This window comes from Maribacter huludaoensis, assembly GCF_029350945.1.
GTDB classification, from domain to species: Bacteria; Bacteroidota; Bacteroidia; order Flavobacteriales; family Flavobacteriaceae; genus Maribacter; species Maribacter huludaoensis.
This window is the reverse complement of record NZ_JARKMS010000003.1, coordinates 353,260-375,013: the sequence shown is the minus strand read 5'-3', so window position 1 is coordinate 375,013 and position 21,754 is coordinate 353,260. Positions and strand designations below refer to the sequence as shown.

At 36.1% G+C, this 21,754-nt stretch carries 23 protein-coding genes; 16 read left to right on the top strand and 7 right to left on the bottom strand.

The window, feature by feature from the left end:
- Nucleotides 1-9: 9 nt before the first annotated feature.
- The 13 genes from PXC01_RS11665 (at nt 10) to PXC01_RS11605 (ending at nt 11,981) form a co-directional block, all read left to right on the top strand.
- Nucleotides 10-675, top strand: a complete 666-nt coding sequence (locus tag PXC01_RS11665) for an AraC family ligand binding domain-containing protein (protein WP_276472472.1) — start codon at nt 10-12, stop codon at nt 673-675.
- The gene (locus PXC01_RS11660) at nt 662-877 is read left to right on the top strand and encodes a helix-turn-helix domain-containing protein (RefSeq protein ID WP_276472471.1); all 216 of its coding nucleotides are present in this window, start codon (nt 662-664) and stop codon (nt 875-877) included. The genes PXC01_RS11665 and PXC01_RS11660 overlap by 14 nt, the downstream gene beginning before the upstream one ends.
- Nucleotides 878-998: 121 nt before the next feature.
- Nucleotides 999-1,844, top strand: coding sequence for an enoyl-CoA hydratase/isomerase family protein (locus PXC01_RS11655; protein WP_276472470.1), 846 nt, complete (start codon nt 999-1,001; stop codon nt 1,842-1,844).
- A gap of 158 nt (nt 1,845-2,002) precedes the next feature.
- Complete coding sequence (locus PXC01_RS11650; protein ID WP_276472469.1) at nt 2,003-2,986, top strand: zinc-dependent alcohol dehydrogenase family protein; 984 nt, start codon at nt 2,003-2,005, stop codon at nt 2,984-2,986.
- Between the two features lie 208 nt (nt 2,987-3,194).
- Nucleotides 3,195-4,157, top strand: coding sequence for a 2OG-Fe(II) oxygenase (locus PXC01_RS11645; RefSeq protein ID WP_276472468.1), 963 nt, complete (start codon nt 3,195-3,197; stop codon nt 4,155-4,157).
- A gap of 93 nt (nt 4,158-4,250) precedes the next feature.
- On the top strand, nt 4,251-5,030 hold the full coding sequence (locus PXC01_RS11640) for an SDR family NAD(P)-dependent oxidoreductase (protein ID WP_276472467.1): 780 nt from the start codon (nt 4,251-4,253) through the stop codon (nt 5,028-5,030).
- 181 nt (nt 5,031-5,211) lie between these two features.
- On the top strand, nt 5,212-6,327 hold the full coding sequence (locus PXC01_RS11635) for an esterase-like activity of phytase family protein (protein WP_276472466.1): 1,116 nt from the start codon (nt 5,212-5,214) through the stop codon (nt 6,325-6,327).
- 161 nt (nt 6,328-6,488) lie between these two features.
- Nucleotides 6,489-7,112 carry a MarC family protein gene (locus tag PXC01_RS11630; protein WP_058102779.1) on the top strand — a complete coding sequence of 208 codons (624 nt, stop codon included), beginning with the start codon at nt 6,489-6,491 and terminating at the stop codon, nt 7,110-7,112.
- Between the two features lie 43 nt (nt 7,113-7,155).
- Nucleotides 7,156-7,707: an NAD(P)H-dependent oxidoreductase gene (locus PXC01_RS11625; protein ID WP_058102780.1), complete on the top strand. Its 552-nt coding sequence runs from the start codon at nt 7,156-7,158 to the stop codon at nt 7,705-7,707.
- Between the two features lie 41 nt (nt 7,708-7,748).
- Nucleotides 7,749-9,647, top strand: coding sequence for a monovalent cation:proton antiporter-2 (CPA2) family protein (locus tag PXC01_RS11620; RefSeq protein WP_071342264.1), 1,899 nt, complete (start codon nt 7,749-7,751; stop codon nt 9,645-9,647).
- Nucleotides 9,648-9,841: 194 nt separating this feature from the next.
- Complete coding sequence (locus PXC01_RS11615; protein ID WP_074673925.1) at nt 9,842-10,426, top strand: DUF6515 family protein; 585 nt, start codon at nt 9,842-9,844, stop codon at nt 10,424-10,426.
- 203 nt (nt 10,427-10,629) lie between these two features.
- Nucleotides 10,630-11,202 (top strand): DUF6134 family protein, encoded by a 573-nt coding sequence (locus PXC01_RS11610; RefSeq protein WP_276472465.1) that lies wholly within the window; start codon nt 10,630-10,632, stop codon nt 11,200-11,202.
- Between the two features lie 26 nt (nt 11,203-11,228).
- Nucleotides 11,229-11,981: a patatin-like phospholipase family protein gene (locus PXC01_RS11605; protein WP_276472464.1), complete on the top strand. Its 753-nt coding sequence runs from the start codon at nt 11,229-11,231 to the stop codon at nt 11,979-11,981.
- A 16-nt stretch (nt 11,982-11,997) separates the two neighbouring features.
- On the opposite strand, the gene PXC01_RS11600 is transcribed toward PXC01_RS11605, so the two are convergent.
- From PXC01_RS11600 to PXC01_RS11575, 6 genes are all read right to left on the bottom strand, one after another.
- Entirely contained in the window at nt 11,998-12,609 is a 612-nt protein-coding gene (locus PXC01_RS11600; RefSeq protein ID WP_276472463.1) for a DEAD/DEAH box helicase, read from the bottom strand.
- A gap of 87 nt (nt 12,610-12,696) precedes the next feature.
- On the bottom strand, nt 12,697-13,596 hold the full coding sequence (locus PXC01_RS11595; RefSeq protein WP_276472462.1) for an EamA family transporter: 900 nt from the start codon (nt 13,594-13,596) through the stop codon (nt 12,697-12,699).
- Between the two features lie 126 nt (nt 13,597-13,722).
- The gene (locus tag PXC01_RS11590; RefSeq protein ID WP_276472461.1) at nt 13,723-14,880 is read right to left on the bottom strand and encodes an iron-containing alcohol dehydrogenase; all 1,158 of its coding nucleotides are present in this window, start codon (nt 14,878-14,880) and stop codon (nt 13,723-13,725) included.
- Between the two features lie 39 nt (nt 14,881-14,919).
- Nucleotides 14,920-15,552, bottom strand: coding sequence for a nitroreductase family protein (locus PXC01_RS11585; protein ID WP_058102788.1), 633 nt, complete (start codon nt 15,550-15,552; stop codon nt 14,920-14,922).
- A gap of 13 nt (nt 15,553-15,565) precedes the next feature.
- On the bottom strand, nt 15,566-16,231 hold the full coding sequence (locus PXC01_RS11580; protein ID WP_276472460.1) for an NAD(P)H-binding protein: 666 nt from the start codon (nt 16,229-16,231) through the stop codon (nt 15,566-15,568).
- A 1-nt stretch (nt 16,232) separates the two neighbouring features.
- Complete coding sequence (locus tag PXC01_RS11575) at nt 16,233-16,817, bottom strand: TetR/AcrR family transcriptional regulator (protein ID WP_276472459.1); 585 nt, start codon at nt 16,815-16,817, stop codon at nt 16,233-16,235.
- Between the two features lie 224 nt (nt 16,818-17,041).
- Here PXC01_RS11575 and PXC01_RS11570 point away from each other — a divergent pair, with 224 nt between their 5' ends.
- The 3 genes from PXC01_RS11570 (at nt 17,042) to PXC01_RS11560 (ending at nt 20,921) form a co-directional block, all read left to right on the top strand.
- On the top strand, nt 17,042-18,250 hold the full coding sequence (locus PXC01_RS11570) for a patatin-like phospholipase family protein (RefSeq protein ID WP_276472458.1): 1,209 nt from the start codon (nt 17,042-17,044) through the stop codon (nt 18,248-18,250).
- Between the two features lie 101 nt (nt 18,251-18,351).
- A complete protein-coding gene (locus PXC01_RS11565) occupies nt 18,352-19,389 on the top strand; it encodes a leishmanolysin-related zinc metalloendopeptidase (protein ID WP_276472457.1) in 1,038 nt (345 codons plus the stop codon).
- Nucleotides 19,390-19,589: 200 nt separating this feature from the next.
- On the top strand, nt 19,590-20,921 hold the full coding sequence (locus PXC01_RS11560; protein WP_276472456.1) for a DEAD/DEAH box helicase: 1,332 nt from the start codon (nt 19,590-19,592) through the stop codon (nt 20,919-20,921).
- 74 nt (nt 20,922-20,995) lie between these two features.
- On the opposite strand, the gene PXC01_RS11555 is transcribed toward PXC01_RS11560, so the two are convergent.
- Complete coding sequence (locus PXC01_RS11555) at nt 20,996-21,688, bottom strand: nitroreductase family protein (RefSeq protein WP_276472455.1); 693 nt, start codon at nt 21,686-21,688, stop codon at nt 20,996-20,998.
- Nucleotides 21,689-21,754: the final 66 nt, after the last annotated feature.

Genomic DNA, 21,754 nt, shown 5'->3' with positions numbered 1-21,754 from the left:
TTAAGCCCTATGCCACGTACCATAATTGAAAATATTGTAATTCAAGAATACAAAGACCAAACCTTTTTTGAGTTTTGTAAGTACACTACCATCAGGTTTTTTGAGATCGTGTATTTTGAAAAGGGTAATGGCACCATTAAGATTAATGGGAAAACGGTAAACTATTCGGCTAACAGCATTTTTGTTTTTGTACCAGATGATATTTATATCGTAAATCCGGAATCGGCAACTACTACCATTGCCATTAAATTCTTAAAAAGCTTTTTTAGGGGGGATGCGCCACAAAATGCAAATCTTCCAGTGAACGATTGGTTTCGTAAAATTGAAGGTATTCTAAACAGTGAAAGTCATCAATTACGAGAAATGCGTTTTGAAACCGAATCGGACAAAATACATTTACTTTCATTGATAAAAATGGTGGCGGCAGAAAATGATAAGAAGAAATCATACGACCTGTTTATCATTCAAAATTCACTTTCTGTAATTCTTCACCTTATTGCCCGTAACATTCAGTTTTTAAATGCTGATATGAGTGCCAAAATTGTGGAGTCTTCTAAAATTCAGCAAATCATCAACTTTATTCACGCCAATATTTACAATCCAGAACTGCTGACCACCAAAAACTTGGCAGAAGAGTTTCATATGGCGGACAATTACATCAGTGAATATTTTTAATAAACATACTGATGTTTCGCTTAAAAAGTACATTCTTAACTACAAATTAAAACTGGTAGAAACCCGATTAAAATATACAGATCTGCAGTTCTCAGAAATTGCAATGGAATTAGGCTTTACAGATTCCAGTCACCTTAACAAGACTTTCCAAAGTTATAAGGGGATGACTATTGGTGCTTATAAGGCAAGTATTTCCCAATAAATTACCATTAACCTCTTTTTTTACTAAAAGCCCTTTGTTTTTTACTTATCCAAAGCTTGAGTGCCTAGGTAACTTTGTACTGTAATACTAACAGAAAAATATTTACCAAAAACTCAATATTATGGAATACAAGAATTTTCAAACATTTACGGCAGAACAAAAAGGAGGAATTTTAACAGTGACTATCAACTTTGGTCCTGTAAACGTACAAGGGCAAGAAATGCTTGCAGATTTAAGCAGTCTTTGTTTACGATTAGAGCGCGATAGAAGCGTAAAAGTAGTTGTTTTTGAATCTTCAAATCCAGATTATTGGGTATGTCATTATGATACCAACTTACTTAGAGATATGTCTATGGAAGCGGTACCAAGAAACGAAGTACAGTTATTAGACTTACAAGCAATTTTAGAAAGATTGAGCAACGTGCCACAAGCAACTATTGCTAAAATTGAAGGTTTTGCACGTGGTGGCGGACACGAAATGGCGTTGGCACTGGATATGCGTTTCGCAGCTAGAGGAAAAGCCAAATTTATGCAAATGGAAGTAGGTATGGGCATTTTACCTTGTGGTGGTGGCGCTTCACGTATGGCAAGACAAACAGGACTTGGAAAAGCACTTGAAATTATTTTGGGTGCAAAAGATTGGGATGCAGACGAAGCTGAAAAGTTCGGAACAATAAACAAAGCTTTAGACGCAGACGAAATAGGACCTTATGTAGATGCTTTGGCAGAGCGCATTTCTAAATTTCCGGCAGACTCTATTGCAGCTAGCAAACGTGCAGTTTATGCATCCATAGACTTGCCAATTAAAGAGGCTTTAAAAGAAGAAGCCTACCAATTGTTTCAGGCTACAAGCAGAACACCAGCCATAAAAAGATTCACCTACGCCGATGAGAATGGCGCTCAGTTTGACCATAACAACCAAAAGAATTGGGAACAAATGGTGATGGATATTCAAGAAGTAAATTAAGGGCGCCGAGCGCCTTGCGCTACAAGCTTTACGCCAATCGCATATCGCAGTTAGCTTAGAGCGTGTTGCGCACAGCGAATAGCGAATAAAGTCTCTGTCTAAGGCTAGAGATATTTTCACAGATAAACAGATTAACGAAAAATAAAAGAAGATTAGATATGAAAGCAATGCTTATAAACAACTACGGAGAAAACGGAAATTTCGAAGTATCAGAAATTGAAAAACCAGCGGTAAAGGCAAATCACGTATTGGTAAAAATAGCGGCATCTAGTGTAAATACGATTGACACTATGATTAAGAATATGGGAACCGATTTACCATTATCGCCAGCTACACCAGCCTTATTAGGTATGGATTTCTCAGGAACTGTAGAGTCGATTGGAGATGGCGTAGAAGGTTTTAAAGTAGGCGATGAAGTGTACGGTTGCGCTGGCGGTTTAGCCGATTTACCAGGAACCTTAACGGAATATATTGTAGCGGATAGCAACCTTGTAGCGCACAAACCAAAAGGCTTAACAATGCGCGAAACTGCAGCTTTACCATTAGTAGCTATTACAGCTTACGAAGGTTTAACAAGAGCAGGCGTAAAAGAAGGTCAGAAAGTATTGGTACACGGTGGTTCCGGTGGTGTAGGTCATTTAGCGGTACAATTGGCAAAGTATTTTGGAGCAGAAGTTTTTGCTACAGGTACTGGGGATAATCAAAAAGCTATTGTTGAAAAATTTGGCGCAACCTTTATCGATTTTAAAACTGAAAAAGTAGCCGATTATACTGCAAAATATACCGATGGTGGTTTTGATGTGGTTTTTGATACCGTTGGTGGTGCAAACCTGACCAATTCTATTGAAGCTGTTGCCTTAAACGGACATATTTCTACTACGGTTTCGTTGTGTGAGTTAGACTTAACTCCGTTGCATTTTAAAGGAGCATCATTACACGTGGTATTTATGCTAATACCAATGTTGCATAATTTTAAAAGAGATGCACACGGTACTATTTTAGAGCGTTTGGCTGAAATTTCTAATGAAGGACATTTAACGCCAATAGTAGATGAAAACAAGTTCTCGTTAGAAGAAGTTGGTGATGCTTACGCACATTTACAAAGCGGAAAAGCTATTGGTAAAATAGTAGTTGAGAACTAAAAACAAATAAGGATTTGCAATGTATCCTTATGGTTGATTACTAGTGTTAAATGCCTCTTTTTAGAGGCATTTTTCATTTAAAACATAGCAAAACCTTGTTTTTTACTAAAACCACCATTTTAACTACCAAAGCAGAACAGCCGGTTGTGCGTAATTTTGTTATAGATAAAAAACACAATAGCAGTAGCTATACTTAAAACATATAATTATGAAAACAATAGAACATACAAATGCACTTGCAGAAGCTCGTGCTTTAGAAGTACCATCAAGAGAATTATCCTTAAGACGCGATCCATCAGTTGCACAATTTTGGAATGAAAACCGTAAATTGTTAGAAGCTGCTTGGGCAGAATGGGAAATAGAAAACAAAGACGATTTACTAGTTCCTGACGAAACTTTGCTAGACCCACGTTTACGTAAAGCTATTAAAGAGGCTTGGGAAAACCCGGAAAAAGAATCTGCTGTTGCCGATTTATGGGAAGAAGTTATACCTGGTGTTTATGTAGCACAGTTTTTTGATGTAGATCGCTTAGCGGATTTTCGCAACTATTTAGAAGCTGTGGCAAACTCAAGAATACCAAAACGTGCGCCTTATGGCATACAGCTAAACCGATATGGAATGATGCTAGACCCTCGTTCTGAAGGGCATTTGGCAGCACCTAATTTTCAGGCTTTTTATAATGATATGATGGACCGGTTTATGCGTCCGATAGCACGTTTGTTATTGGGAACCTATGGTTATGACAATCAGACTTTTGGATTTTCAATCCAGTACAATCCAGACAAAGACAAGGATTTGCACGCACATACCGATGCTTCTGCGGCTACCTTGAATATCAACATTAACTTACCGGATGAAAAGTTTACAGGATCTGAAGTCGATTTTTATGATAAAGCTTCAGGAAAAACGGTACAAGCTATTTTTGAGCCGGGTAAAGCCATAATCCATCGAGGTAATGTGCCACACGCAACACATCCAATTACAAGCGGACAACGTAGTAATTTAGTAGTTTGGTTATATGGTGACCGTATGCAAATACCACGTGGTAGTACTAGCAGTTACGGGAGTAGTAGCAGTGACTCTATTAAAGATGTTGCCTTGGAAAGTGTTACGGCTCGTCAACGTTGGAGTTTGCCAGATGGTCCTAAAGATATCGTTGCACCATTTTAATTACAGCAAGCGTAGTTTATTATATTAGACAAAAATAAAATTATAAAACTGGCAATAGTTATATTGCCAGTTTTCATCAACATAAAAAATACAATGAAACATATTTTAATAACAGGAAGTACAGACGGTATAGGTAAATTACTAGCCTTGCGTTTGGCTAAAGAAGGGCACTTTGTTGCCATTCACGGTAGGAGTGATGCTAAATTAAACGCTACTTTAAAAGAAATAAAACAACAATCTAATAATGAAAATGTTATTGGCTTTTTAGCGGACTTTTCAGACTTAAGTGCAGTTAAAAAAATGGCTGTAGAAGTTGCAGAAAAAATGCCAGTAATTGATGTTTTAGTCAACAATGCAGGCGTTTTAATGACAAACGGTAGTAGTGGGACTACAGATATACGGTTTGTGGTAAATTACTTTGCACCTTATGTATTAACTAATGGCATCTTAGCAAATTTAAAAGCATCAAACGCACCAAGAATTGTGAATTTAAGTTCTGCCGCGCAATCAACTATAAATCTACAAGCATTAGAAGGCAAAACAGGCTTGGGCGCCAACGAAGCTTACGCACAAAGTAAACTGGCATTGACAATGTGGAGTTTTTATTTAGCGGAACAAGAACCATCAATTACGGTAGTAGCAGTAAATCCAGGTTCCTTATTAAATACCAAAATGGCTAAAGAAGCTTATGGACAGCATTGGTCACCAGCAGAAAAAGGCGTTGACATTCTATACAATTTAAGTATGACAGATTTAGCAAAATCAGATGAGTATTTTGATAATGATAAAGGTTCATATGCCACAGCACACGCAGATGCATACAACACTCAGAAAATTAAAAATTTACTTTCTATAACAAATACATTGGTTTAGGACTTTTTTGTTCTTTTAATTTGATACAACCTTTTTATTTTGAATAATTTTGCAAGAGTAAAACACCTCAGGATAACCCCATGAGACATTCAACGGAAATAAACTTTTAAATTGGAGGCAAGCCTCGGGGTATTATACCCTTTGGCGGTGCCAATAAAATTTCGCTATTAAAACCAATAAAATGAGGATTGTAGTAAAATTGCTATTTGCATGCACAGCTTTAATAATAACGTCTTGCGGTAGTAAAAAGGATAGCGAAGAAGCCGAAACCACTATAAACTTACGTTTTGTAGATGAGTATGTTCTGCCGGCAGAGTCAGCTCTTAACAGCACTAAAGTTGGTGGCTTATCCAGTATTGATTATGCAAATGGCAGTTATTATTTGATCAGTGATGATACTGAATCTCCAAGATTTTATCAGGCTGAGATTTCGTTCGACTTAAATGGTTTTGATTCCATCTTCATGAAATCGGTCACAATCCTTAAGGATACAAATGGTCTAGGTTTTTCTAAAGGAAGTATTGATCCAGAATCTTTAAGATATGATAACGGCTCGTTCATTTGGACAAGTGAAGGTAATATCAATAATGGAGTAAACCCATTTGTACGTATTTCAGATTCAAAAGGAAAATTCGTTAAAGAAATTGAAATCAGAGACCGCTTTTTAATTCTCGCTGACCCAAAGTTTGGTCCTCGTCATAATGGTGTTTTTGAAAGTATAACCTTAAATCATTTCCAAAAAGGATATTGGGCAGCAATGGAATTACCACTAAAACAAGATGGCGATGAACCAACGGTAGACGAGACTGATTCGCCAGTAAGGATTGCTTTTATCAATAAAGAAACCGGTAGTTTTGAAAAAGAAATAGTGTACGAATTAGATAATGTGGCCAGGCAAGCTAAAAATGGGCATTCTTTTGAATTGAATGGTGTTGTAGAAATTTTGGAATATGATACCAATAAGTTTTTAGTTTTGGAACGTTCTTACGCTATGGGGTACAAAGATGGTGGTAACACGGTTAAAATTTATGATGTAGATGCCAGTAATGCAACGGACGTAAGCAATTTTGTAAGTTTAAAAGACAGAAACTACACAAAGGCAACCAAAAAGCTTTTGTATAATTTTGATACTATTAGAAATGAGTTAACAAACGGTATTGTAGACAATATTGAAGGTATTACGTTTGGACCAAATTTTGAAAATGGTAAAAGGTCTTTAATTGTGGTTGCCGATAACAACTTCAATCTTTACGGCAGTCAACTCAATCAGTTTATTTTGTTTGAAATTGGCAAGTAATTTAAAACCTGTACCCTTAAAGTATTCCAGTTTAAAAATGAGATTAATTTTAAAATGGTCTCATCTTTTCTTATTTTTCAATAATTCCCAAAAGTTTCAAAATTATTTAGGAATTTAAAATGGAATTGAAGTTCTTGCACGATTAATTTTTGCTCATAATAATGGATGACTTAATTACATTTTCAATTGCCGTTTTTACTGGTTTCTTTGCCATTACAAACCCAATTTCTAACATGACCGTTTTTTTATCGTTAACCCAAGGTGCCGATAATAAAACTAAAGAGGATATCAATAAAAGAGCAAACCTAATTGCATTTATTATTGTACTGGTCTTTGTGCTTTTAGGAAAGTATATTTTTGAACTTTTCAATATTAGTATTCCGGCGTTTAAGATCACGGGCGGAATTCTAATTTTCTATATTGGTTTTGAGATGCTTCAATCAAAACAATCTAACGTAAAAAATATAAAACACGTAAATATTGATGAGAATATTGCCGTGTCTCCACTTGCCATTCCAATTTTGGCCGGTCCGGGAACTATTGTTACCGCAATGAACTTTGTGTCCAGTGCACAACCGGTACATATTGCCATAGTTATTGCCGTATTCGGTTTTATGAGCCTTCTAACTTATTTCACGTTCAGACTTAGTAATTTAATAGTAAAATTAGTTGGCTTTAACGTTATTTCGGTAATTGGAAAAATAATGGGTCTTATCATAGCCATTATTGGTACGGGTATGATCATAGAGGGTATTAAAATCTCCTTTAATCTAATTACGAAGTAATTGGCTTACTAAACCATAGGTCATTATTCTTAATTGATATAACATGAAAAAAGTACTTGTTTTATTTGCTCACCCAAAGTTTGAGAAATCTAGGGCAAATACCATTTTGGTCAATTATATCAGAAATAAAGAGGGTGTAACCTTTCACGATTTGTATGAAGAGTATCCAGATTTTCATATTGATGTTTCCTATGAAAAAAAATTATTGGAAGAACATGATGTAATCGTTTGGCATCATCCAATGTACTGGTACAGTTGTCCGCCTTTATTAAAGCAATGGATAGATATGGTGTTGGAATTTAATTGGGCGTACGGACCAAAGGGCAAGGCCCTAACTTCAAAAATATGTCTAAACGCTATTACTACCGGTGGAAGTAAAGAATTGTATTGCTCACAAGGTAGCAACAGCTATACCATTACCGAGTTTTTAAGACCTTTTGAACAGACCGCCAACCTTTGTCTGATGAATTATAGACAACCATTTACCGTTATGGGTACCTATAGATTAACTGATGAACAGCTTAGCGAATACGGTTCGCAATACAGTTCTTTGATAGATAGCCTACAAAATGAAAAGACGGTGCTTAGTACGTAAAGTTCAGTTGTATCAAGAGCGCTAAATAAACCAAACCAATTATGACCGGAAGCCTTCTTTTTGATGCCATTGTATTTTTATTGGGAGCGATCATCTGTGTTTCAATAGCTAAAAGACTAGGCTTGAGCTCCGTTTTAGGCTATCTGATCGCCGGAGTTTTAATAGGTCCGTATGTTTTAGGATTTATAGGTGAAGAGGGAGAAGACATCCTTCATTTTGCTGAATTTGGGGTAGTGGTCATGCTTTTCTTGATTGGGCTTGAAATTGAACCAAAGAACTTCTGGAATATGCGTAAATCCATTGCTGGTATGGGTGGTTTACAAGTTGCCGGGACCATGCTGCTCTCTTATCTCTTTTTTATACTAATTGATTTTGATTGGAAGGTTGCCTTGGTGATATCTATGGCGGTAGCTTTATCTTCAACGGCTATAGCCATGCAAACTATTGATGAAAAAGGCCTTATGGAAACTACCTTTGGTAATTCGGCATTTTCCATATTATTATTTCAAGATATCATCGTGATCTTTATGTTGGGAGCAATTCCTTTGCTTTCCAATACCGAGGTTGAAGCAGCTGCAGATAGTCATGAATCTACCGGTAATCTTTTAGATGGTTTGCCCATGGGCTACCAAACATTGGCCATTATTCTATCTGTAGTGTTGATCATAGGTGCGGGTCAATATTTAATTGTTCCCATGTTAAGAAGAGTTGCTAAAACGGGAGTTAGGGAACTGCTGTTTGCCTCTGCTTTGTTAATCGTATTCAGTATTTCATTCTTAATGGAGTATGTTGGTCTATCACCTGCTTTAGGTGCCTTTTTAGGCGGAGTGGTACTTTCTAGTAGTGAGTACAAACATGAACTTGAAAGTAACCTTGAACCTTTTAAAAACCTTCTTTTAGGTTTGTTCTTTATAGCCGTAGGTGCGTCCATCAATTTTGTGGTCATTGCCAAAATTCCGTTGACCATTGGCGGTATATTATTGGCAATAGTTTTGATAAAGGCATTGATACTTTTTATTACGGGAAAGGTATTTAACCTAAAACTGGACCAAAACTTGTTGTTAACATTTAGCTTGGCCCAAATTGGGGAATTTGCTTTCGTATTGTTATCCTTCGCATTTCAATTAAATATCCTAGATCAGGAACAGATGGATATAATGTTGGTAATCACGGCACTGACCATGTCCATTACTCCCATTATCAGTATCATAAACGAACGTTTCATCTTACCAAAAATTGGAACTAAGGAGTCCATCAAAAGACCTATGGATCATATTGCGAAATCACAAAATGTTATTTTGGTAGGTTTTGGTCATTTTGGAAGTACGGTCGGTAGATTTTTACGCTCTCATGGTATTGAAGCTACTATACTAGATCAAGACTCCAATAGGGTAGATGTACTCCGCAAAATGGGTTTTGAAGTATATTATGGTGATGCCACTAGAATTGATCTTCTTGAAGCTGCAGGTATTGCAAAGGCTAAAATATTGATATGCGCCATAGATAATCCTCCCATAACACAAGAAATTACCAAACTTGTAAAAGAAAAATATCCTCATGTAGAATTAATGATACGTGCCCAGAATAGAAATGATGCATATGAATTGCTGAATTTGGGCTTTGAGAATATTTACCGAGAATCATTGGATACCTCTTTAGCATTGGCAAAAGATGTCTTAAGTAAACTAGGTTTTAGAAAATACACCTTAATTAGACAGGTCCAGAATTTCATTAAGTATGATGAATCTAGTTTAAGAAGGCTTGCAATGGAACCTAAAGGCGATGATGATTACCTTTTTAAGGTTAGAAAAGAACTTGAAGAGCAAGAGCGATTATTGGAGGAGGATTTTAAAAGAGGCATTGTTGAATATGATATTCATTGGGATAGTGAGTCTATTAGAAAAGTATTGAAAAACCAACAGAACAATGCCAAATCTTAAACGCTAAACCAATAACGTAAAGTACCACCAAAACTCAACCTTAAAACTTCTATACAATTTACTCATTCGTAGATCAAATTCCCTAAATCATCTATTAGTACAGTTTTTTCATCTGTTTCATTTAAACCACTTGCCATATTACTTGTCAAAGTATGGAACGATAAAGTAAAGTTTAACTTTTAAAACTAAAACAGATGAAAACAAATACTAAAACATATGCAATACTTGGTTTGTTATTAATTGCTTTTGCTTTACCTAGCAATGCCCAAACACGTAAAAGAACAACAACAAAAACTACCACTACCAGGACTGTAACTAAAACACCTGGAAGGGTTTCCAGTAAGAAAGTAGTATACAGAACACCAACGAAAAAGGTGGTTTCGGTGAGATCGGTTCCTAATAAAACCGTGGTTAGACACAATGGTCAAAATTATTACTATGCCAATAATAAATATTATACGGCTTCTAGAGGTAGATATATTGCTATTGCACCAAAAGTAGGATTTAGAATCAACACTTTACCTGCTAATTCAGCAAGAGTAAGATTTAATAATCGACTTTATTTTAATGTAGGGGGCACTTTTTATATTGAAGCAAATTCTGGATATGAGGTGGTTGAACCAGAAATTGGCACCGTAGTTTATGAATTACCAGATGGGTATGAAAAAGTTACTATTGACGGTTTAACATACTATGAATATGCTAACATACTTTATGAAAAAATACAACTGGACGGTTCTAGAGCCTATGAAGTGGTAGGTATTATTGATATGGAATAATTAAATTAAAATTGAATTTGTAAAGGGCTTACCCATAATGGGTAGGCCTTTTCTGTTTATGAATAGTAGTGAAATATGACAACGGTTAGTTTTTACAAGAACACGTTTTGTTAGATTTACTACTTCATTACATTATTCATCCTCAAAACAATAATTAGCTAATGTCGTCAACAAATCAACTACTTGGTATTTTCATTTTTGCTATGACTCTGCTAAGTGCAACCCCAAATACTGTTAATACCAGTAAGAATACCCTAAACTTTACCATTATCAATAAAGACAAAGCCATTGGCACCCTAAAAGCTACCAAAGTTGTTAATGGTACAAAAATTCATTATCAAAGTATTACGGCAATTAAAACAAGGGTGATCAAGGAAATTGAAGTAGATTATAAATATGATGTTGTATTTGAGGATAACCTATTAAAAAAGGCTAGCGTAATCATTGGGGTAGATGATAAACCCTATGCCGATATCATCACCAACCGTGCAGATAAAACCTACCTAATTACTAAAAACAAAAAGAAAGAATCGGTTATAGAAAATGCTATACATTATGCGACCATAGTTTTATATTTTAAAGAACCTATAGGTATTGATAGTTGCTATTCTGAACAAGATGGTAGCTTTAACACCATTGTACCTTTAGGCAATCATGTCTATAAAAAGATCAACGCCAAAAAACATGAAAATGTGTACTACTATGAACGTGGATATTTACAGAAGGCTGAAATTGATGGCGGATTGATAAAATTTGAAATAGTGGCAGAAAATTGAATTTTAACCTAATTAAATAAATGGTCATGAATACAGGATTAGTGTTATCTGGAGGTGGTATTAGAGGTGTAGCCCATATTGGCACCATAAAAGCCTTGGAAGAATATGATATTTTTCCGACCCATATTTCAGGTACCAGTGCAGGTGCCATAGTTGGTGCGCTATACGCTGGTGGTATTCAATGGCAAGAAATTTTAGACTTTTTCAAGGCAATTCCAATTTTTCACACCAATAGGTTCGCAAGAAGAAAACCCGGATTTTTAGATACCGAAAAGTTTTATGACGAGTTTAAAAAGTTTTTTCCAAATGATGATTTTGGTGCCTTACCAAAACCATTGTTTATTACTGCTACCGACATTATAAAGGGCGAATTAGTCATATTTGAAAAAGGAGAATTGATCAAACCCATTCTAGCCTCGGCAACTTTTCCCGGTGTTTTCTCTCCAATTGATATAGAAGGGTCTTATTATATAGATGGCGGTGTACTGAACAATTTCCCTGTAGAACCTCTATTAAGCTCTTGTGAAACTATAATTGGTAGCTATGTAAACGCTCTTAAACCTGTAGCCATCAATGACCTCAAACATTCATACAATGTTCTTGAAAGAGCATACAAAATAAAATCAGCCGCAGAATCTCTTGCAAAATTCCCTACTTGTAAATTTGTAATATCACCAAATGAACTTTGTGAGTTCGCAACTTTTGATATGCGCAATATAGATACGATCTTCAAAATTGGTTACGAAAGCACCATTAAGGTTTTAAAAGATTTAGAATAAAAAAAGTAAAATGTATTTACTCAGAGACATACTGTGCACGTTCCATGAAGAAATCTTCAAATCGCTCTAATTTTGGAGATAATTTTTCGGCATATAGTACATACTGGCATTTTCTTATACTTTGTGAAACCGTAACCATTGCGATATAATCGGATTTCTGAATTAAAAAATCACCGTCATCAATACTGCAAATTTTTAATTGCGAAGTACTTACACCATTTAACAAAAACAATTTATGTAGGGTAGTAGGGGTGGTAATCAATACATCGATCCCCTCAAAAATTTCCGACTTCTGAATGTCTATATGCAGTTCTTTATAACTGGCATAGAGCCTCATATCCGTATACTTGGTATACTCAAAAAACTTATCATAGAGCTCCAGCACTTTTTCTTTGTTTTCAACAACGACCACTGCTCTAGGCGCATTACCGTCTGCCTTGCACTGTAATTTTTGTAAAGTTGTCAAAATTAAAGCGGTGGTTTTTCCACTCTCCTTAGGACCATAACAATATACATTTGCTCCACTTTTAATAACCGGTATACTCTTCTTCTGAAGTGAAGTGGGCTTTTCAATTGCCAATGCTGTCAACCTTTCAAGTAAATGCGGATTCAGTTTTTTAAATGCCATAGCTAATGATACAAATTAAACGAGCTGTTCATGTGCAAAGATACTACCTACAAGGGGGCAATACCAATTAGAAGGAATATTTAAGCACTAGCTATATAGTATTAGAAAAACGCCCAGCATAATACCTGCCAATGGAACTAGCTTTTCACGCTTATTTTGCTCTTTGAAGATAAAGCCACCTATGACCACGGCAATAAGAATTTGACTTCGTTTAATGGCCGATAAAAGCATGATCAATGCATCTGGATCCTGTAATGCCTTAAAGTAAAAGTAATCTGCAATTTGAAGTAAAATACCCACCAATGGTATGGTCCATCTCCAAGTAAATGCCTTTCTTTTTTCGGCATAAGGAAACCAAGTTACCGTAAGTATGATCAATAAAAATAGAACCGTGTAAAAGCAAAACCAAAATTGCAACGTCTGCGGATTCAAGGCTAAGCTTTGAATTAAAAATTTATCGTACAAACCGCTTGAAGCTCCTAAAAAAGTTGCTCCAACAATAGCAAAAATCCATTTATTTCTCTTAAAATGGATTCCTTCTTTTTTACCGATTCTTGAGTAGAGAATCACAGAAAATATGATAAGAAAAAAACCGATCCACTGCCATGAATTCGGTTTTTCCTGATAAATGGTAATGGCACCTATAAAAGTAAAAAATGGTCCCGCAGATCTTATGGGCGTAACAATGGTTATGGGCAAATGTTTTAATGCTTGGTAGGCCAGCACCCATGATGCTGCCATGATAGCTGATTTAATTGCAATAAATCCGTGAGTTTCAAGAGGAATATTGGTGATATAGAAATCTATGGACACCATATATTCCTTGAAGAGCAAGGAGCCAAAATAAAAGGGCAGGAGCAATAAAAACCCCGATGAGATCGTACCCAACAATACAGGAAAAACCTCATTGCCCTGTACAGCATGTTTTTTGCATAAGTTGTGTAATCCTAAAAATAACGCCGCTAAAAGTCCAAGGTACATCCACATAATGCGCGCGAAGATATTGGTTTTATCTTATTTGTTCATAACCTAAAAACCTTGTATAGCTCCTTTACAACAAAAAGGGGATGCCTTTTGTAAAGACACCCCCTTTTTCAACACTCAAACTTAATGTTAATAAGCCATTTTTACGATTTTTTCAGCGTCTTCTGGCATTAGAGCTTGTCGCTCACCTAATTTCCATCCTCGTTCGGTAAAACGTTTAGCAATCTCTTCAGCAGTACCTTCGTATTCTTTAGTATAATCTGACAATTTGGTATCTATGCCCAATTCTTGAAAGAAAGCTTCGGTTTTCTCAATAGCCGCATAAGCCTTGTCATCAACACTTCCCTCGGTTATATTCCATACACGTTCGCCATATTGAGCCAATTTTTCCTTTTTGGCCTCAAAATTATACTTGTAATGACTTGGTGCCACAATTGCCAATGTACGTGCATGATCAATACCGAACAACGCGGTTAATTCATGCCCCATCATGTGCACGGCCCAATCTCCAGGTACTCCTTTTTGAATTAATCCGTTCAAGGCCATGGTACAGCTCCACATAAAATCGGCCGCAGGTTTATAATCGGTAGGATCTTTAATCACCTTTGGCGCTACTTCGATCAACGTTTGCATAATACTTTCTGCAAATCTATCTTGTAACGATGCTTCTATAGGATACGTCATGTACTGTTCCAAAACATGTGTAAAAGCATCGGTAATTCCGTTTACCAATTGACGTTCAGGAATAGATGTAATCACTTGTGGGTCAAGTACGGAAAACTCTGGGAACAATCCTGGTCCGCCCATGGCTAATTTCTCCTTTGTTTCCGCTCTTGTTATTACCGCTCCTGAATTCATTTCAGAACCTGTTGCCGGTAAAGTCAAAACCGTACCAAATGGCATTCCTTTTTGTGTTCTTACCTTTTTGGTTAGTATATCCCATGGGGTGTCACCTTCATAAACAGCTGCCGCAGAAAGGAATTTTGTCCCATCAATTACAGAACCGCCGCCTACTGCCAATAAGTAAGATATATTTTCATCCTTAATAACCTTCAACGCCTTCATCAATGTATCATATTCTGGATTGGCAGGAATTCCGCCAAACTCAATAACATCAAAATTGGACAGTGCCTTGGTTACCTGATCGTAAATGCCATTTTTCTTAATACTTCCGCCACCGTAAAGCATAAGTACTTTTGCATTGGCGGGTATTTCACTTTCTATTTTTTTAATCGTATCCTTTCCAAAAATGATTTTGGTGGGATTCTTAAATTCAAAATTGTTCATTTTCTTTCTCTTTTAATTTTTAATTGTTCATTGGCTTTACTATTCTATAACAGTAACCAAATCTTTCATTGGTTTTCTCACCTTTACAAGGTTCACCAACCAATCTTCACTTTCATTCCTATAGCCTAACGGCAATAATACCGCACTTCTTAATCCTTTTTCACGAAGACCCAATATTTTATCTACAGCTGCAGGATCAAAACCCTCAATAGGCGTTGCATCTACTTTTTCAAAAGCTGCCGCAGCAATGGCTTGTGAAAAAGCAATATAAGCTTGCTTTGCCGCGTGGTTAAAATTCTCCTCTTCATCTTTTTGTGGATATGAATCCAACAACATCTTTCTATAGTTTTCCCAACCTTCATTTTTAAAACCACGAATTTCATTGGTAAGGTCGAACATATAGTTAATGCGTTCTTCCGTATACGTGTCCCAAGCGGCAAATACCAAAAGGTGAGAACAATCTGTAATCATAGATTGGTTCCATGCTACCGGTCTAATCTGTTCTTTTATATCTTGATTTTTAACCACTATAATTTCAAAAGGCTGTAAGCCACTAGAAGTAGGAGCCAAGCGTGCCGCCTCTAATATGCGTTCCACTTTATCTTCGGCAACTTTTTCACCATTCATGGCTTTAGCTGCATATCTCCAATTCAATTTATCCAATAATTCCATTATCTAATCTTAATTAAGTTGTTTTTGCTAATTGTTCTATATCATTCGACGTAATTATAACATCGGTATTACTCGTGGTATTTGCCAAATTGAGCATTGCTTGTGCAATACTGTCGGCATTAATTATTCTATATTTCTTTAAGGGACCAATGAATAGGGGCTGAATTACTTTAAAAACTACCAGACCTATCTTTTCTAGTAATCGTTGTTCGTTTCTTTCCCCGCCTATTAAAGAGGGTCTTAAAATGGAAGTTCTCGGTATTGCCTGATTTAAAACTTCTTGCTCCATTTCTCCTTTAGTACGGTTATAGAAAACACTACTTTTCTTATTTGCGCCCATTGCGGAAATAACCAAAAAAGTGTTGATTCCATTAGCCTTCGCCAATTTTGCCGCGGCTACAGGTATACTAAAATCAATGTCTCTGTACAAAGATTTATCCGGAGTCTTTTTTGCGGTGGTACCTATACAACAATAGACTTCATCACCGGTAAAATCATTTTTAAAGTGTTCCAATTCTAAAAGGTTACCTATATACTGCTTCACTTTATTGGGCAAACCCTTTATGTTAGATCTTGAAAACAACTTTATGCTTTCATATCTATCATCAACAATAAGTTTCTCTAAAAGCAAGCCACCCGTTAAACCAGAAGCTCCCAAAATAATAGCTGTCTTTTTCATCCTATTCGCATACTTTTATACTGCTCCAAGCTGCCTCAAAAGCTTGTTCCAACTGTTTGTCGTCCAAAACTAAGGCACCACGATTTTGAGCAATGGTTAAAAAGGAAAGCGGATTTATAGCATAGGCATACAACATATAATCTGACATGGGTTTTATGACTCCTTCTTTAATTCCTCTTTTCCATACATCTAACAAGGGTTGTAAATGCCTTATTCCTTCTTGTCTGCTTTCTTCATCTATCATGGGCGTATTATCACATTGGGCCAAGAACATGGCGTAGGCATCTTCTTTCAGTTTAAATTCAGCAATTCGTTTCCAGATTACTTCAAAACCTTCTTTGACCGACATGGTTTCATCATAAGTAGCAAAAGCGTAAGCAGTGTAACTTGATTTCACCTCTAAATATGTCTTGTTTACCAAATCTTGCTTGTTTTCAAAATAGAGGTAAATAGTGGCAGGAGAAACACATGCCATTTTAGCTATTTTGCTCATAGGCGTTGCATGAAAGCCGTCGTTATTAACAAGCTCTATAGTTGCATTTATTAATGCGTTGCGTTTGTCTATACTTTTTTGAAGTGCTGCCATGAATTAAAATCTTTGTACAAAGTTACAGAAAATGAACGTTCATTCTTTTTTATTAACAGAACTTTAATTGGTCGTATTAAAATATAATATCCTCATAAATTCTAAGAACATCCTATAATGGCTCTATCTGATAATTCACTAACTTTAAGATGTCTAATAAAGGTAGTTCCCACGTCCTTTTCATTTATTACATCATTTAACCTTACTAGGTATTCCATAAACACATGTATAAAATTCTATCATTAGACGGCGGCGGTAGTTGGGCAATTATGCAATTACTTACGCTAAAGGACAGATATGGTAATATAAATGGTCATCAGATTTTGAACAAATTTGACTTGGTCATTGCCAATTCAGGTGGTAGTATTGTATTGGCTGCTTTAGCTGAAGACTATACTATTGACAAGGCCATCTCTTTATTTAAAGAAGAGAAGAACAGGGCAGCTATTTTTTATAAAAACAGATTTAAAGATCGATACTTTCCCGTGGATTATCTGGGACTTTTCAATGCCGGTTTTGGACCTAAATATAGTACCAAACGCAAAAAAGAGGCATTTGAACATTTATTTCCCCAAATAGATAAAATTCAAATGAATGAACTGCCAAAACATATTGGAAAAGATTCGTTGAAAATTATAGTCGCCACGTATGATGCCTTAAACAATAGAGCTAAATTTTTCAAGTCGTTCTCAAACAACCCCGACACGGACGACTCCGTAAGATTAACACAGGCCATAAATGCATCTTCAAATGCACCGGTTCAATATTTTGATTTTCCAGCAAGGTTCAAAGCACAGGGAAGCAATATTTTCTATGAGCTATGGGACGGAGCCTTAGGCGGATTCAACAATCCTATTTTAGCGGGAATCATTGAAGCATACAAGCTTGGTGTTGACCTTAAGACCATTCGTGTAATTTCTCTTGGCACCAGCAATTCCTTAATGTCAGCAGATTCTAAAAGGGACTTTTGGAACTGGAAACAGATTGCCCTTCAATTTAGAAGAAAAAAACTTCGATTTTCTACATGGAAACCGCAGCTTAACTTTTTTAAAGAAACTGTTTTACACCAAGCTAAAACCATATTATATCAACCGCCAGACACCGCCAATTACATTGCTATGATGTTCTTAAAAGCTGCAACGGGCAATAAACCCAATGAGCAGATTATAAGATTATCGCCTCTAATTCACTATGATGTTCATACACCAAAAGAAATAGTGCCGTTGGTTAAAGACTTATATCTATTGGATATGGATCTTACAAAAGATGAGGAGATCGATAAACTTATAGCCTGTTTTATGGCTTGGAAAAACGGACATATATATAACCAACCTATTGAGTTCAGGGTAGAACGCAGTAATGACCTCTTGTTTTTACAAGGCGACAAATGGTATAAAAATGGTATAGAGAGATGGATTTTGTGGAAATTTTGATTTAAATATTGCAAATTTATAATGATTATGTTAAATTTAACATAATGTTATTACCTAAATTGTAATACAGTACACTTAAAACATTAAACACTATATATTTTATGAAAAATGCTTTTAAAACCGGTAAATTTTTAGCGATTACATGTGCCTTTAGCACTTTGATGTTCACATCTTGTTCAGAGGAAAAATTAGATACAGAAATTGAAACTGTGCAGGAAGTTAAGACGCTTGAAATTGCCTTAAAATCCCCCACTGATAATCCTATAATTATTGATGATCTGGGGATTACCAATATACAATCCGCAAAATCAAGTAACGCAACCAAAGGCCGTTATAATATTACTTTAAAGTATTTGTTACCACCCACCGAAAGACAAGTTGAAGTTTTTGAAGCTGCGGCAGCAAGATGGGAAAGAATTATTATTAAAGATGTACCAGATGTAGCCGGACCTATTCCTTCTGCTTTCGCTGGTTTTCCTGATATTGAAACTATAGATGATTTGGTAATTGAAGTTGCCTTGGCGCCAATAGATGGACCAGGTGGAATTTTAGGCCAAGCAGGTCCTCAATTTGTTAGAACTGAAGATTTCTTATCATTGACCGGAGTTATGTTCTTTGATGTGGATGATCTTGATTTTCTTGAGGAAATAGATTTATTTGAAGAAGTAATTGTTCATGAAATGGGCCACGTTTTAGGTATTGGTACATTATGGAACACAGCTCCTTTTGGCTTTGACAGAACCCTTAGAGCAGGACCTGATAGCAACCCGTATTTTACAGGAAAAAAAGCCAACGTGTTCTGGAATGCCGAAGGTGGTACAAACGAATTACCTATTGAGAACATGGGCGGTCCTGGTACTGCTTTAGGTCATTGGAGAGAATCTACCCTAAACAATGAGTTAATGACCGGTTTCTTAAATCTAGGAGAGAATCCATTAAGTAGAATTACTGCTGGATCAATGAAAGATTTAGGCTATGGGTCCGCATCTGTTGGGGAGTCTTATGATTTACCTCGTGGAACTGAAGGTGTTGATATCAATGATCTTGGTGATTTTGGCACTGCTGAAAATCAAGGTTTAAACATTGCCAAAATGGAAGAGCTAGTACCATTGAGAGGTTTTGTAAATGTTAAAAAATAAGACACATCCTCTTACAGGGATATCATAACCCTTAAACCATTTAAATTATTAAGCTTGCACCATTTCTTTAATGGTGCAAGCTTTTTATTTTCCATCACATCTACATATACCCTGAGGTTATTCTACAATTTATAAACAACCTTTACGCGTAATTAGTCTTGGCTACTAAAAGTGTACCTATCTTTGTTCAAAATTATTTTATGCCAAGCCAATTTTCAGATTTAGGAATTTCTAAGGATTTACAAAAAAGTCTAGATGAATTACAGATAACCGAACCCACCTCTATTCAGAAGAAATGCATTCCTATTATTTTGGACAAAAAGGATGACCTTGTTGCCTTAGCAAAAACAGGAACTGGAAAAACCGCTGCATTTGGTCTACCATTATTGCAATTGATAAACAGCAAAAGTACAGCTGTACAAGCTGTTATTTTAGCACCAACAAGAGAATTGGCACAACAGATTTATGCCAACTTATCATCGTATACCTCAAATAATACTGATGTTTCCATTGCTGCTTTGTGTGGTGGTATTCCCATTAAACCTCAAATAGAGGTACTTAAAACTCCTACCCAAATTATTGTCGCTACACCTGGTAGATTAGTTGATTTAGTAAAACGCGAAGCTTTAGATATTACTAAACTGAAGTATTTGGTTTTAGATGAGGCCGATGAAATGGTAACTGCATTAAAAGACGATTTAGATACCATTATTGCTAGCATACCTAAAGCTAGACGTACTTTTCTATTCACTGCAACCATGTCCGGTGCCATTAAACAAATGGTGCAAAATTATATGTCCAAACATGTGGTGCATATTGAAGATGATATGTCTACTCTTGGTCATAAAGGCATTGATCATAAATATGTAGTTGTGGAGCCCATTGAAAAACTAGATGTATTAACTCATTTTTTGAATTCAAAAGAGGGACAAAGCGGAATCATATTTTGTAAGACCAAGGCCGCCGTAAACAAACTGGCAAAAAAATTGGCGATAAATAAATTTTCTTCGGGAGCGTTGCACGGTAGTCTATCTCAACCTATTAGAGATCGCATTATGGGGCAATTTAGAGAGGGACACATTAAAATTCTTGTGGCTACCGATTTGGCTGCCAGAGGTATAGACGTTAAAGAATTGGGTTACGTAGTAAATTATCATTTACCGGACACCTATGATGCCTACGTGCATAGAAGTGGACGTACGGCCAGAGCAGGGGCAAAGGGACTTTCTTTGACCATTTTACAAAAAGAAGAGGTTGCAGAAGTTTTCGATTTTGAAAAAGAATTGGGTATTTCTTTTTCTAAATATCAAAAAGCGGACGCCAAAAGTATTGAAGAGAACAACACTTTATTATGGGCCAAGAAAATATTTAAAACAAAACCGAACAGAGAAGTATCGGAAGAATTAAAAACTAAGGTCCATACTATTTTTCATCACTTGACAAAAGATGAATTGGTTGACAAAATACTAGCGAACCATCTTGCCCAATCCATCATATTAAAAAATAAAACTGAGGGTGATAAAAGTAAATAGCGGCATAGAGCTTTCCGTTTTAGAAAGTATTAAAATATTAAAAATAAGCTTTCTATAGTACCCTAATTAAAGCTTTACTCGTAAAATTCGGAAATGGTCTCAATTGGTTTTCTTTTAATATCTGGCACATAGGTTGGTGTCTTTGGGTACCCTACCGGTAGTAACAAAAATGCGCGTTCATTACTTGGACGATTTAAGAGTTTTGCCAGAAAGTTCATAGGACTTGGAGTATGCGTCAATGTTACCAGTCCTGCATTATGTATTGCCGTAATCAACATACCTGAAGCTATACCAACAGATTCATTTACGTAATAATTGTTAACCTTTTCTCCATTCTCACCTATATCGTGCACTTTTTTGAATACGATAATTAGCCAAGGCGCAATTTCTAAAAAAGGCTTGTACATATTTGTCCCCATAGGTTCCAAATCCTTTTTCCAACGTTCGCTCATTCTACTTTCGTAGCTTACTTTTTCTTCTGCTTCGGCAGCTTCCCTAATTTTAGTTTTTAACGCAGCATTGGAAACAGCACAAAAAGTCCATGGTTGTTTGTGTGCACCAGAAGGTGCCGTAGATGCCGTTTTTATAAGAGTTTCAATTACTTCTTTTGGTACAGGGGTATCTGCATATTCCCGTACTGATCTTCTTTCGTCTAAATGCTCATAAAAATCCCGGCTCTGTTGCACGAGTTCTACTTGAGATAGTGCATTTGCTTTATAGAGCACATGCGTATGTCCGTTAACCGATATATGGGATTCAGTAGCCATTTAATACCTTTAATTTTAAATTAATTTCTATACTCAAAGATATTGCTTTTTTGATCTATCGGAAAT